The 13888-nt window shown below is 51.8% G+C and carries 16 protein-coding genes; 15 read left to right on the top strand and 1 reads right to left on the bottom strand.

Annotated features, from left to right (window positions below; genetic code table 11):
• Nucleotides 1-189 precede the first annotated feature (189 nt).
• From D3D01_RS15595 to D3D01_RS15520, 13 genes are all read left to right on the top strand, one after another.
• Nucleotides 190-1581 carry an AAA family ATPase gene (locus D3D01_RS15595; RefSeq protein ID WP_158600475.1) on the top strand — a complete coding sequence of 464 codons (1392 nt, stop codon included), beginning with the start codon at nt 190-192 and terminating at the stop codon, nt 1579-1581.
• A gap of 670 nt (nt 1582-2251) precedes the next feature.
• The gene (locus tag D3D01_RS15585; protein WP_121512814.1) at nt 2252-2695 is read left to right on the top strand and encodes a hypothetical protein; all 444 of its coding nucleotides are present in this window, start codon (nt 2252-2254) and stop codon (nt 2693-2695) included.
• A gap of 47 nt (nt 2696-2742) precedes the next feature.
• Nucleotides 2743-3066: a hypothetical protein gene (locus D3D01_RS15580; protein ID WP_147439911.1), complete on the top strand. Its 324-nt coding sequence runs from the start codon at nt 2743-2745 to the stop codon at nt 3064-3066.
• Nucleotides 3067-3607: 541 nt separating this feature from the next.
• Complete coding sequence (locus tag D3D01_RS23740) at nt 3608-3781, top strand: hypothetical protein (RefSeq protein WP_158600473.1); 174 nt, start codon at nt 3608-3610, stop codon at nt 3779-3781.
• The gene (locus tag D3D01_RS15565) at nt 3778-4011 is read left to right on the top strand and encodes a hypothetical protein (protein ID WP_121512810.1); all 234 of its coding nucleotides are present in this window, start codon (nt 3778-3780) and stop codon (nt 4009-4011) included. Before D3D01_RS23740 ends, D3D01_RS15565 begins: the two co-directional genes overlap by 4 nt.
• A gap of 61 nt (nt 4012-4072) precedes the next feature.
• Nucleotides 4073-4366 (top strand): hypothetical protein, encoded by a 294-nt coding sequence (locus tag D3D01_RS15560; protein ID WP_121512809.1) that lies wholly within the window; start codon nt 4073-4075, stop codon nt 4364-4366.
• Nucleotides 4366-5034: a hypothetical protein gene (locus D3D01_RS15555; protein WP_121512808.1), complete on the top strand. Its 669-nt coding sequence runs from the start codon at nt 4366-4368 to the stop codon at nt 5032-5034. Before D3D01_RS15560 ends, D3D01_RS15555 begins: the two co-directional genes overlap by 1 nt.
• Nucleotides 5035-5043: 9 nt before the next feature.
• A complete protein-coding gene (locus tag D3D01_RS25020) occupies nt 5044-5493 on the top strand; it encodes a DUF6884 domain-containing protein (protein WP_121512807.1) in 450 nt (149 codons plus the stop codon).
• A gap of 209 nt (nt 5494-5702) precedes the next feature.
• Nucleotides 5703-6908, top strand: a complete 1206-nt coding sequence (locus tag D3D01_RS15540) for a hypothetical protein (protein WP_147439910.1) — start codon at nt 5703-5705, stop codon at nt 6906-6908.
• 95 nt (nt 6909-7003) lie between these two features.
• Nucleotides 7004-7495, top strand: a complete 492-nt coding sequence (locus D3D01_RS24155; RefSeq protein ID WP_199725408.1) for a hypothetical protein — start codon at nt 7004-7006, stop codon at nt 7493-7495.
• A 94-nt stretch (nt 7496-7589) separates the two neighbouring features.
• Nucleotides 7590-8135, top strand: a complete 546-nt coding sequence (locus tag D3D01_RS15530) for a hypothetical protein (protein WP_121512804.1) — start codon at nt 7590-7592, stop codon at nt 8133-8135.
• Between the two features lie 66 nt (nt 8136-8201).
• Nucleotides 8202-8369: a DUF1931 domain-containing protein gene (locus D3D01_RS15525; protein ID WP_121512803.1), complete on the top strand. Its 168-nt coding sequence runs from the start codon at nt 8202-8204 to the stop codon at nt 8367-8369.
• A 69-nt stretch (nt 8370-8438) separates the two neighbouring features.
• A complete protein-coding gene (locus D3D01_RS15520; protein ID WP_121512802.1) occupies nt 8439-10850 on the top strand; it encodes a vWA domain-containing protein in 2412 nt (803 codons plus the stop codon).
• On the opposite strand, the gene D3D01_RS15515 is transcribed toward D3D01_RS15520, so the two are convergent.
• On the bottom strand, nt 10840-11283 hold the full coding sequence (locus D3D01_RS15515) for a TRAM domain-containing protein (RefSeq protein WP_121512801.1): 444 nt from the start codon (nt 11281-11283) through the stop codon (nt 10840-10842). The two genes, D3D01_RS15520 and D3D01_RS15515, sit on opposite strands and share 11 nt — an antisense overlap.
• Before the next feature lie 147 nt (nt 11284-11430).
• Between D3D01_RS15515 and D3D01_RS15510 the strand changes: the two genes are divergently transcribed.
• Together D3D01_RS15510 and D3D01_RS15505 are read left to right on the top strand one after the other, a co-directional pair.
• Nucleotides 11431-12231, top strand: coding sequence for a hypothetical protein (locus tag D3D01_RS15510; RefSeq protein ID WP_121512800.1), 801 nt, complete (start codon nt 11431-11433; stop codon nt 12229-12231).
• 205 nt (nt 12232-12436) lie between these two features.
• Nucleotides 12437-13888, top strand: a 1452-nt coding sequence (locus D3D01_RS15505; RefSeq protein ID WP_233563412.1) for a helix-hairpin-helix domain-containing protein, incomplete at its 3' end; no start/stop codon positions are given.

Genomic DNA, 13888 nt, shown 5'->3' with positions numbered 1-13888 from the left:
CGTCAGCGAGGGGGCAAAACAACTATTCTAGACTCGAAACCACTCAGTACGAGAATAGCAGTGTGAGTGGTTTGGTTCTAGTATTTAGGAAATCAGCAATTGTGAGGTAGTCCAGGTATGAGCACGCATTCAGAGTCGAATGGTCGGGCACAGCCAGTTTCAACCCTATCGCCACTGTCAGAAAGTGATGTGGAAATTCTTGAGGATAGCGGGGTCGAGACTGTTGAAGATTTCCTTGAAAATGCCGATCAAATCCAGGGGTTTCTACGAGACGAGGAATTCGATGCAGCCCTCACCGAAGCCAAAACCAACGCTGGAAGCCTCAACATCACTGAACGAGCCTATCAAGAACACAGCGAGTGGCACGATGAATTGGTGAGTGGTGGGCACGATCCAGTCACCAAGATAGTAGACGCCGAGGATATTAAACAGCCTTGCGGTCGGCCACGGGAGGACCTCCCCATCGGGGAGAAATGCCCTGAAATGGACGCCGAAGTCGAAACAGCCCTGGCAACCGCTGGCTATACCAGTGGGTCTGACTTCAATGGCGTGACTCCAGAAACCGTTGCACGGGACTCTGGGCTCAGCATTGAAACCGTCCGGCCTATCGTCGAACAATGCCGGACGGCCTATTACGGTCTCCCCGTCCTCGAAGACAACGGGCATCCACTCATCCCGGACAGAGAAACGTACCGGGCAATCTGGACTCGGCGGACGCTATCCGGAGCGAAAGATGTTGTCGATGTCTGCTACAGCGCTGCAGAAAACGAGTACCCGATATGTCTTGTCGGGTACCCTGGCGTGGGGAAGTCGTATCTAATCTCCCACATCTGTGCGATGACGAACCGACCTTTGCTTTCTATAGACATGGACTCCTCGCTTAGTACCGAAGACGTCCTCGGGTTCCACATCCCTGAAGATAACCAGCAGGTGACGTTCAAGTATGGACTGTTCCCCATCGCATTCAGGAACGGTATCTGGCTGAATATCAACGAGCTGGCGGCAGCGGACGCCGGCGTTTGGCTAGCAATGCATCAGATGACAGAAAGGGACCCGCAAATCATGCTCCGGTCAACGGGTGAAAAAATCGATCCACATCCTGCCTTCCGTATCACCGGGACGCGGAATCCAAATACCGATGCGTTTGCCGGCCACGGAGCAAGTAACGAAGCGTCCGATAGTCGCTGGGAGGAAATCTGGATCGACTACCTCCCGAAAAGAGACGAGGTCGCGCTGCTGGACCACATGGTCAATCGTGGCCAGCGGATTGTCTCCAAGCATCAACTGGAACAGTTAGTGGACTGGGCAGAAGGGTTCCGTCCGGGCGTCCCAGACGCGGATGCAGACCCAGATGAAAGTCCCGAAGCAGAGTTAGAGTTCAAGAACCACGTCTTCGCTGGCCAGAACCAGAACCGCCTCCCTCGTCTCTCTACACGAGAACTCGCTCAAATCTGTTTCAAATCCGCTCGCCCCGGAGCAACCCTTCGTCGAGCTGCCAAAGCCGTCGTCTACCACACTTGCCAGCCGAATAAGCACAACATCGAAGCGGCCATCGAAAGGGCAGAAGATATCAACCTCTAACCGGATATTCAGACAGCTACAGAACACGTCCCTGTATGAATTTTAGGTATTTGAGCTTCTCTAACTTCGACGTCGATATCCCCCGCCCACTTCATGGATACGTGCAACGGCTTAGAGGCGGCTTCGTTCCCGTGTGGGTCCTTCCAGTGACAGTGGGACGGGACACGCTCCGGCAGTGGCTGCACAGTGTAGATGGGCAGTTCGAAACGGAGACTGGAGCACGGTTTCCAGACGGAATCAGTGCAGTACCGCTCAGTTCCCGAGCCCCGAAAGAGAGCAACAGTCCTTTAGAATTTGAGGTTAAGCCCTCTCGATACGTCGAAATCAAACGAGCAGTCGCCGCAAAAATCTCAGATCCATATATACGAGTCCCCCTCGCCGTTTCAGACTCGCGGCGAAATCAGTTCCAAGAAGGCCGACAGCAGACGATTCCAGCCAAAATCAATCGTCGGTTAGAATCTATCACAGAAGCGCCGGCGTGGGAGGAAAAGTGCCAAGCAATGGATTTCAAAGGCTGGTTTTTGACGTACGAGGTTGGTATCAAACAGCCCAGAGAGAGTACCCCCGCTCGAATCAAATCCGTCGCGATTGAGGCACAATTTCGCTAAGGGCCGTATTCAGTACTGTCGCACAGATGTCCAGACCGTGTTGGACAGGAACAAGTACGCCTATGGGAGCATATATTAATTACCGACTCGCAGAACCATCGCAAGCACAGAAGGCCAACGACTGGCTGGAAGATCAGTCAGAAACGTCTGAGTTGAAACCGCTTGAGTTCGGCCAACCAATCCACTTCTGGGATGAAGTCGATATTCGCATCGAGGAAACCAAAGACACCGGAGTTCCAGACTTTCATGAAGTAGGAGAAGGTCAACTCAAAGTTAGTTGTCTACAGGTGGGTGAGGAAGGGGCCCATATCAAATCGCTGTGGGTGTCCCTCTTCGAGAAACTCCATGCTCACGAGCAGTTCGATGTCGAAGTCTTGAGCGATAGTTGCGGGCTGAACAACCACTACTTCACTCCAGAACAACTGGCCTCGATTACTGACGACGGGAACGCGCTCACCGGCGGGGCTGTTGAAGAGTTTCAACGTATCCTCTCAGAGGCGAACTAACCATGGGTCACGAACGGATTATAACGGTCAAAGATACCGACGGTTCGATGTACAGCGTCGATAAATGGGAATCCACAAACCGAAGCTCAACGTCGCCGAAGCTCAAGTATCCCGCCCGAATCAAAAACCTCGACAAATCGCACCGACTAGACCGCTGGGAGACTGCCGACCAGCCAAAAATGGCCGTTCGAATGGCCGACCCGCTGGAGGTGGCGATAGAGGGGCTTGAACGCCTGCTGGTCGACTACCATGTTGAGCCGGAGGTCATTACAGTCACACGACACGCTCCCTTCTCAGTGGATGCACTCACCGATGCAATAGATGTTGAAGCAGAGTTCGTTGACTCAGCCGAACAAGGTATCCGAAAGTGACCATGCTTACTGAGATCAAAGCGTTCTGCGACTGTCTACCTGGGGAGTGGAAGAGTAAAACAGAAACCTCGTTGCACTATTGTTTAGTGCCGCCGAACGAGCAAGACAATCCGGTTGAAATCATCCTCAATAAGGAATCTGAAACAGTTACTGTTCGAGTGGAGGATTCTGAAAATGTACTGCTATTCACTTACTCAGCCCCGGTATCTAACTGGATGACAAAGCAGATCGTCGACGATCACAACCTGCTAACCATACTGCAGGTCGAATCTCGCGGTCGCCGGCAAGACATTTTGAGCATCCGGGGGCCATACGCCAAACACACCCCTGAGGGAATCAGTCTACCTGGCGTAGAAAACGAGAAGCAGTTCCTACTAGAATAAATCGCCTTCCGTTATCTGACCGGGCGCTCCTCCTCGTCTACATGTAGAAGGGCACTGAGGGCCCAGAGTCGTATTTCAGTACTTTGCCAGTGTGGAATATGAGTGATAGTAACAAAAAAGACCCATCGGTGGGGGTATCTGCGACGCTGGAGGTTTCGATGGGAGTCATTAGGAATGAAGATGAGACGGTGGAAGACGCTGTCCGGCGTGAACTCAGCCAGGACCTGACCGGGCTCCGGGCAGCCAATCTTCTCGATTCTGCGAGCGTCAAAGATGTTGAACGCTTGGAGAGCCACCAGTCTGCCAGCCCTGAAAGCGAGGAGGGCCAATGACTCTGGTAGAATCCGACAGAACTGTCGTTGAAGGGTATTACAAAACACTGATTCGTGATCTGGGGCTGGAAGACGAGTTCGAGGATATCACGGGGAGTACCCTGGAAGATCACGAGTTGGAGGTCGCTGAAGGAACCCTCATCGAAGACGTCCTTGATGAAGGTCCTGACGACTATCTCATCATCACCCCACAGAAGCGCCCTCTGGAATACTGGGTTGAAGTTCTATAACGGACACCGGGCCACCAATAGAGAGGTTTTCAAGACAGTAACAGCGGGTGCGGGATACAATATGCATTCAGAAACCGAGCAGCAGTACCTGGAGACAATAGCACAGTACGGCCAGAGGGAATTGCTTTTATGGCAACTTGCTGCAGACGGAAAGGAATTTTGTGGCGTAAAGGCCACCGTGAAAGCCTTAGGGCTAGAAGATGCCACAGTTGAAGAGCAAGTCGAAGCCTTCGTCGAAGATTTACGCCAGGATGGGGAAATCAGACCGGAATACGATGAAGGGACCGACTGGGAACACCTTGAAAACGTCTATGGAGACTCCGTGACTGAACTCTTAGACGAGGTGGAAAACTAATGCCGCCTTTCAGTATTCTTGAAGAGCATCCCCTCCCCTTAGAGAGAGAATCAGTAAAATCTCTTCAGGATGACCACGCACAATTCGCTCCGGAAGAAAATGGGTACTTAACTGTCGATGAGTTGCACTCAGACTACACAGAGGTTGCCGCCGAAATAAGGGACTGGCGAGCATTCAAAATCCCGATCTCTGGGTGGGAAGGTCTGTACCTGTGGAACAGTTACGGCGGGTACGGTATCCGAATCCGAGGCGAGAAAGACTACACAGAAAAAGGTCTAGCTGATATCCTCGCCATCTACTCTGACGAAATTCCCGTGTCTTCTGACGGTCTCAATAAGATAATTCCCTTCGCCGAGAAGCACAAGAATCCGATCCTTGATGGAGAGAAAACAGCCACACTACGGCTGGGGTATCCGACAATCACATCTGGCGATACGCTCACGCTCACCAGTGAAGACGGAGACGAATGGGCAACTGCAACGTGCAAATCGACATTCACAAGTCGAGCCGATTCCGCCGCCCAGTACCTGAAGCTCCAAAACGCGAACCACTCAGCAGTTCATACGGAAAAACCCGTCTCCGAAATTCTTGCTCCCTACTATGACCAGCCAGTGACCCCGAGGACTACCGTCAAAGGGATCGTATTCACAGTTGAAGAGACGAGTTGATATTCACACATGACTTCCTTCACACTGGTCAGTTGCTCAAAGTCTAAACAAGACGGCATCCACCTTGCTCGCAATCTCTACCAGCCGAGTCGAAATTTCCGAAAGCGCGTTGAATACGCAAAAGAGCACAGCGATGACTGGGGAATACTCTCCGCAGAGTACGGGTTCTTACATCCTACGGAACCAATCCCAGATTACGAGCGGAAAATCTCAAGCCGGAATGATACATGGGGGGCGATTGTTCTGCAGAAGCTCCTGCCAGTACTAGAATCTCGCGACGTCGACGGAGTGACTATCTTGGCCGGGGCGCAATACATCGACCCAATCCAAACGGAACTAGAAGCGCGAGGATACGAGGTACACGACCCACACGCCGGCCTCCGGCCAGGGGAACGATACAGCGCACTTTGCGACGCTCTATCTCCGGGCGAACAAAAGAGTCTGAGCGAAGATTTCTAGCGAAGTCCGCTTCTGAGCCGATCTAGAGTATTGAGACCCCATGCAGAGGTAGAGCATGTCTATTCAGTCCCGTCTCGGTGGTTTTTCTCAAATTACAGACGGGCCACTTGTCGACCGGCTTCCAGACCCTCCAGAGGACAACGAACTGGACTCTGTCATTGCACCTACGGAACTCTACTCGTTTCCGGTAGATCAAGTCGAAGGTATCGATGAACTCCGTAGAGAGATTCGGGACATTATCTTCTTTTCAGAGGACTATATTGAAGCGTGGTCGCGGTTGCTTGGAAATCACATTAGCTACGGGAACAAAAAAGTCGCAGACGGTACAGCTATCTACAACCTGGGCTCCGCCCACGACTGCGTCAATCTTCGCTTACTGTCAAGAAGAGCACTGCTATGCCGCCAAGTCAGAGCGTAATTATCCACAGCCACTTGATTACCGCCGTCGTCAAGCGATCATCTGGTCGCTACTAGACGGCGAAACGTGGGCAAGAGCCTTTCGTCGGCATGCAGAGCGAAAACGGAATCCAATTGACGCCCTCCGGTTTAACGAATCAGGAGACTTCGCAACGCGGCAGGATATTTTGAAACTAGAGACGATTGGAAAGCGGTTGGACAACATCGTAGATACTTACACCTACAGCGCCATCTCGGACCTACCATGGGAAGAAGTTAATTTAGTGGCCGTCAATCAGTCAAATAATTTCCGTGACTATGGCAAGGGGCGCTTCATTGTCGTAGACTCTGTTGAGGAAATTCCAGATGATGGCATCCGATGTGCCCACGACCTCGACGAGAGTGTGAAGTGTGGAGACTGTCGGCTCTGCATCGATATGGACGCCGACGTCGACGTCTGCGTGAAGAACTTCTATACTGACGAGGAAGATAACACTCACTCTCCCACAGATTCACTCTCTCTTGCAGAATACACCGAAACAATACGTGAGCAGATACCGGACAGATGGTCAGTCGTAGCCCTCGAAGAAGAGGAAAATATAGTTACAGACTCAAGCATGGTCTTGGACGGTGCAGTGGTTTCAGACAACTCAGATGCCATTGTTCAAGTCGTGCCGTTCGGGACTGTCGAGGGTGAATCCGGATACAACGCAAACAGAGTGCGAGTCCAAGACAACAAAGGAAATAGCGAATGCTACGTCGGGCTGTCGGCCACTGATGTCGACCTTCCACCGGAGGGGGTCAATGAAGCGGTCGCCGCTGGGTCTGTCGACCCTGATACAGTATTCAAGAAGGCGACATTCCCCGACCAGACCGTCATCCACGGCAACTCAGGGGGTGTCGACACGGAGGTTCGGTCCACATTCTGGAACCCGGATATGACAATTTTAGCGGTTCTGGCAGCGGTGAAGCAAGTAGAAAGTAAGCGTACAGACCAAATTGGCCTCTCAGAATTTTGAGCAGGGACCCCCCGCCTTCGATGTGTAAATACTCAGTCCAGATGGCCGGGGTCACCACACTAATTTTAGTAAAGTAGCAGAATAGAATCTCACCAGTGACAAACCCTCAACCAGCACTTGACTTGTTAATTTCGCTCCCATCACAAGAGAAATCCGTCCTTCGAGACTGGTGGATATACGCAAGTGGCGCAGAACACGGTGATGACATCAAAGATTACCCCGAGCTTTGGGGAGATGAATCTGGCTGGGAGATGCCCTCTTCCCTCGCAGACCTCGATGAAGAAGACAGGGTCAGTATTGGTCACTGGAGTAGAGGGAGTCCCCCTCTCAATCTGAATGCAATCGCTATTGGGTTAGGTCTTGAGCAGAGTACATACGAACCCGAGCGGTTCAATGGATTACTCTATGAGCCGCCAGGTCATGCTGGTGAGATTTGTGCATTTTACGAGACGGTAATCGCCACAGGGGGAACGGGCAAAGAGGCGCGGGAATTACTCGATGAGTTTATTCGAAGGCTCTCAGACTTGGGAGTGGGAGACGAACCCACTGAGATTGAAACTGCAAAAGTAGGCGAAGTGATTTCTTAAATCCAGTTGAGCACAGGGTCGCAGAACCAGAGTTATCCAGACAACCTCCATCTGACCTCCGGGTTTAACAGTGTAGCCAGTAAAGCAATCGGCTATGCGAGACCATTACGAGGCAGCTGGGAAGGTTGCTAGTGCCGCTATCGCGAATGGGGATACAATCGTACACTCGTACGATACATCCTCGAACGAACTGGGTCATTTTGGGCTTCACATAGAGTCCAGAAATACCACAGTACGGGTGGATGCTGATCCAGCAGCGGAATATCTGAGTGGAAGTGCGGTCACGAGACTGACAAACAAAGACGGGTTCAGTCCAAGAAATCTTCCGAAAGCCAAAGCCGCACGGGAGGTTATAATTGAAGACAGGGACTTGCGGGACTTCGATGGCGACATCCACGTCCTCGAGTACCAGGACGGCAACGATAGCACGGAGATTTTTGACGGTATCCGAGTCGTGTGCCCTATATATGCGTATAACCCAGGGTTCGGCCTTCAGGAATATAGAGAAGTCATCAACAATTTAGTGTTTAGAGGTCGAGAGACGTTTGATATCGTTGCAGACGAATTGGATATAGACCTTACTGGCGAGAAACCAATTGAACCCGAATCGGACGAAGGAAGTAGCCGTACCTTCTACTGAAATCGCCAGCAGAACCCCAGAGACGTTGGAAAGGCATATAAGTCGGGTCGGTTACACTATATCTGTATGGCAGACCTAGTAGTCAAAGCCGCTGTCAAGGAAGAGCTGAGTGACATGAACGTTTCTGCAGACTTCTACGAAGCCCTGGATGAAGAGGTCGGCGAACTCCTCGAAGACGCCGCCCGGCGTGCAGAACAGAACGACCGGAAAACAGTCCAGCAGCGCGACCTGTAACGCCGCAGGTTCTTTTCTGAGATAGGCAAGGGTCAGTTGGGAGCGTATTCAGCCTCTTGCCAGTGTAGAATGAGTCCAACCGTTAGTCCCGCAGACGACCCTGCAGAAATAGCAGAGGCTCAAATCCCAGATGTTGCTGCGTCAGGGTATCGAGAGAGTTCTATCCGAGAATATCTGCTCTCACTCGGCGGTACTGACGGGCTTTCAGTGGAGTGTATTCCAAATCTCCGCACAGCCAGAATCAACCAAGACAGTAGGGAAGAGGCACCTACAATCCAGATTCCGGCCAGGGACTTTTCCCAGCGGACCCACGATTATTCTCAAAAAATAGCAAACCGGCTGATCCAGTATGGATTAGCACTTCACGAACATGGTCACGATAGGTACACTCCAGGGCCGTTTCTCAAAGAAATATTCAATCGGGCCGAATTCTCTCAGCCATACAGCGACCTCTACTGGGACTGTATCAACGGGTTCGAAGACTACCGAATCGAAAACGCCCTCATTCAGGGGGAGGGGAAATGGGCCGAGGAACGGTTGATGTTCACTCATCATAACTTCACATATGTCCCTCCTGAACAGACTCCAAATCCAAAGAATATCACGTGGGCCACTGCGATCCAATCAGCAACAATCCATTACGGGAAAGCCCGCGAGACGTTTGACTTCCAGCCGATGCTGGAGGACGATTCTAACGAGTCTCTCCAGTGGAGGTCTCCACAGGATAAACAAATTTACGCTGCTGTTCTCCCCGAGCTGAAGCAGACTCTCGACGCAGTAGGGTTTGAGCCAGACGGGAAAGCCGCTGTGCGTCGGATGATAGAGTTCGTTCACGACTTAGACGAGTTCCTCGACGAGTTATCCGAAAGTCCACCAGAGCGGGAACAAGGACAAGAAGATTCCGTCGACAACAGCGGGGATGACAGCCAGAATGACATGGGGTCAGAAAAAGAATCAGCAGAATCGCTTGAACAAAGCGATGAAGGAAATAATCAGGATATCTCATCCGACTCCGACAGTCTCAGTGAAACTCCCGATAAGGGCAGGGGCAGTAGTAGTGGGTCTGAGCAAGAAAACGAGGACAGCGGAGCCAACAATCAACAAAAGAAAGAAAACGAGACAGGAGAGGGGGAATCAGCCACCAACAAAAAGGGGACAGAGACTGAGGCAGAGGAGACAGCCGAATCAGAGAGGGACAAGAATTCAGATTCCGGAAAGGAAGAGGAAGAGCAGGACACTGACCCCGAAAGTCCCAGAGCGGCAGCCGATGACGAATCTCCCGAGAGCGATAATCAAGAGGATAGAGGCAGTTGCGCCTCGGGTCAACAGGCCGGAGAGCCAACTCAGGATTCAACCAACGGTGATGAAGGAGTAGGTGGAGAGACAGCCAAGGACGACTCCGCAAAATCATCTGACTCAGAAGAAAACAGAGACTCCAGTGTTCAGACAGAAGGTCAACAGGAGAACAATCAGGCGACCGACGTAGACCAGCAGGAGGACTCCCGACCAGAAGGAGAAGACGAGGCGGAGCGTGACGATGGGGAGGCCCCCATCGAGAAACAATCAGGGGGTTCCGGTCGGGGCGAAGCCGAAGCCGCTCAGGAAACCGGTCAGGAGCCAGAATCGGCTCTCGTTGAACGGGAGGGTCGAAAAGCATCCCGAGAAGAGCGAAAACTAGAGCGGGACAAACAGGAACTGGAGCGAGAGATTGAACGCCTACAGGTGGCGCTCGAAGGCGGTAACGGGGAGGTGGACCGGCTACGGATGGTTGACCCATCAGACGAGCCAACCAACGCTGAAACGTGGGAAGAGATCATCACCGAATCTCACATTCTCAAAGGACCACTTCAACAGTCACTACAGCAAAATCAGACAACGGACGAACGCCGAGGGACTCGGACTGGTACATTTGAGCCCTCTCTGAGCCACCGACTGTCAGTCAATAATCTCGCAATCAACAAACAGACAACTGACGGGCAGAAGAAGTCCTACTCTGTCGTACTAGTGCTTGATCGGTCTGGGTCGATGGCTCGGCAAATTTCAACAGCTGAAGTCGCTATCGGTGGGTTCGCACTAGCGTTAGAACAACTTGGTGTGAATGTCGCAATAGTTGACCTCTACCGTGGGAATGCCCGAATGGTCAAACCCTTTGGGACTCCAACTCGACAAGTCCGGAGCAATCTGACCAGTGGAAAAACGGGTGGCGGGACGCCCCTCACTGATGCATTGGTTGTGAGTCGAGAACGTATTCGTCAAGAACCGCACTACCCCTTCATGTTCGTCGTCTCGGATGGGAAGCCCCACGACAGAGAGCGGTATCTCGCTGCACTCTCAGAGACGCACTTCCCTGTTGTCGGGGTTACTCTCTCCCAGTCTTCTCACGCCAGCAAGTTCGACGAGTACTACGATATCTGTCGGACGTCTGGTGTAGATGGAATTGGAGATGAGCTCGTATCACTGGCGACCGAAATCATGTTCTAACTTCTTCAGCCATCTGTCCATTGATAGGCTCTGCAAAGGCGAACCTGTCATGGACTGTTTCAATTTCTACTGTTAGATTCTCCCCGATCTGTGCCCCAGAGACGAATACAGCATATCCTGTATCGATAAAAGCGACACCATCCCCCTCATCTCCTTTACTCTTGATGTGGACATCTCGGCGGTCTCCTTCGGATACAGGCGGTGTGGGATCATGGTCTACCGACATCTCTTCTTCCGTTGGTTGCCGCTCTTTGAACGAGCCATCTGAAGGACCCCCACTCTCGCCAGAAGGTAAGATTGCGACTCTATACGTTTCAGACTCGCTAAGCTCTCCAATCTCTAGTTCAGACTCTGGAATTTGGAGGTGAAACTCATCTGCAGTAGAGGTGATTTGGGCATGAAAAAGAGCCAATAATGAATCATCTATCTCCATACTGAGTCTTCACTGTCTGTATTATTTAAAATGTGGTGAATGGCCGGTCCGGGCTGTCTACGTGGTCAATAAAGAGGTATCTACACCATATTTTAATACTGAGACAGATTATATGGAAAGTAAGATGCAAATAGTGTGGGTGAAACGATGAACAACCCGATCCGGGGATGCGTTGCACGGGTTGAGCCAACCCCGTACCACCGTGAATTCGTCAAAACCGTTGAACCAAACTGGGCGATGCTGAAGCTCCACCATGCAGAGCGGTTAGTAGAAGACGGTTATACCGCAACGACATGGGGGTCTGGCACCACCAAATTCATCACCACGTCGACGATCAACGATGAACGCCTAGATTCCATCTCGTGGAGCGAAGAGCGAGACATTGTCCGAGAGTTCAATCCCACATATCACATCCCCACCGATGTCTCTGTATATGCTAGCCAGCCCACTGATGAGCGGGCTGAATGTATTGAGAACTGCATGACCGGGGCCGCTTACATGCAATCAGAACTCGAAGAATATGCCCCCTCTATTATTCCATTATTCAAAGGAATCACACACAGCGAGCGGGAATTATGTCTAAGCGCTGCTGACGCACTCGGCGTAGACACAGTTGCGATATATGTCTCGCCGTATTTTTCATCCAAGCAAGGGAACAATCGAAAGCAACTTTTCCACGACCTCAACCGGTGCCGAGACCACGACATGCCGGATGTATTTCTCATCGGACTCTTATCCCCGAAGTACCTCGAACGGGTCCCAGAATTCGTTGTTGCAGCAGCGGGGCAGTACCAGTGGAGACAGCGGTACGAGCCAGAAATCCAGTCAACAGACGAGATGCGCTCAGCGTATCACCAGTTAGAGGGTCAAGTCGGAAACGCACTCGGAATCACCACTCGGAACGTTTCGGAACAAGCATCGACCAGCAGCTACATCCAAGGAGACTAACAGCATGTCACTGCACTGCCCGAACTGCGGTTACGTCGACGAAAACGAAGACAGGGAACGAGGATATCGTCTCGAAAACGAAGACAGAAGTCGATTAAACAGCGGGACTTGGCGTAATGACCAGGGATTTGAAACGGTCCTTTCCACCCCACAGCGGCAGTCTGTCCGGTGTCCGGAATGTGGCGAGCGAATCTAACTCCCCACCATGCAGAAAAAGAAAAATACGGGTGGAGTCAACGTCGAGGCCGCCGGGGAGCAATCAGTTGAAGATGCGATTTCCAACGCAGAGAATTCAAACACTCAGGCCACGGTAGGCGAGTTCCAAGCAGAAATTGAAGACGACGTCGAGAAAGCCAAGAGCGACGTCGACGAAGAGTCTTGGCAGGACCTCGTCGACGAAGCCCAAGCAACAGAAACCGCTTACGAATCTGAGATTGGATCGCGGGCTGAGAAGTATAGCGAAGATGGGATAGAGGTTGTTAGCGAGGGAAGTACCCAACAGTACGAGTTTGATAGTAACGCCGGTCACGGGGAGGCCGCACAGCCGGGTGAACGAGAACCTGTCCGAAGAGATAAGCCATCAGCAAAGGAGGGGTTCATTGAAACCCAAGAGCCCGAAATAGAGACAATCTCTGTTGCTCAAGAAGTAGGTGCAGAAAACGAGGCGGTGCAGCAGGTGTTTGTTGAACCTGCCGATCAGGGGAGAAGCAATCAACTCCGGTTAGAAGAACACCACTTCGACAACGCCGAGGCAGTCTTGTCTGGAAATGAGCAAGTATCCCTCCCCGAAGATAGAGAATTAGACGATGCATTCCGCGACTTAGAGCATGAAGAAGTTACAGGGATTGACTTTGACAATCTTGAACCGCCTCAATCTGAAAGCGTTGGAGCTGACCCAGAAGAGACCGGTGGAGGATTACACGAAGGTATGGAAAGGGCCTCGGCGAACCAAGCGGAAGCCGAGTTCTACGCTCAGAAAGCGGTTGACAGATATAATAACGGCGAGTCGCCGGGGGAAGCATCCAAACACGCTATTGAGAGAACAGACTTTCAAGAAAATCGGCCATGGGTAGGAGAGGAACAAGGCCCGGCTACCGGCGAGGACTATATCTACAGATTCGTCGAGGGAGGGCCTGGAATTGATACACTCCAATCCCCAGCCTTCCAGCAGCAGCTCGCGGAACGGCAACCAGATAACTCCGTCACTGTTGATGGCACCGAGTACCAGAACATCTTTGAATCAATCACAGATGGTAATAAAGTCGTCAGCGACGACGTTGAACCCGCTCAAGTTGCACAGTCTCTATCCGCAGAAAACCATTCCTATATTGGAGAGAAAACCGCTAGCAACCTCAGAGATGCTGGGTTCAGTGAAGTCGCAGACCTTGCCGACGCTACTGTTGACGACCTTACGGAAGTCGAGGGAATAGGCACAGCAAAGGCCGAGAGAATAATCGAAAACGAAGGAGAGGCTGCCAGAGAACTCAATCGCGTTGCAGAATCCCTTGCCGATGCGATTGAGTCCGATGAGTTCGGGACTGAAGAGTACGAACGCATTTTGAAATACTGCGCGAAAAAAGGCGTACCACCAGAAGTTGCTGAAACAATCTTTTTTGATTCATCAGTCCGGAAAGAAATACCCGGGCCGACCCCCGTT

Origin of the sequence: Haloarcula sp. Atlit-7R, from assembly GCF_003666065.1 — an archaeon.
GTDB lineage: Archaea > Halobacteriota > Halobacteria > Halobacteriales > Haloarculaceae > Haloarcula > Haloarcula taiwanensis.
This window is presented reverse-complemented; position numbering and strand designations above follow the sequence as displayed.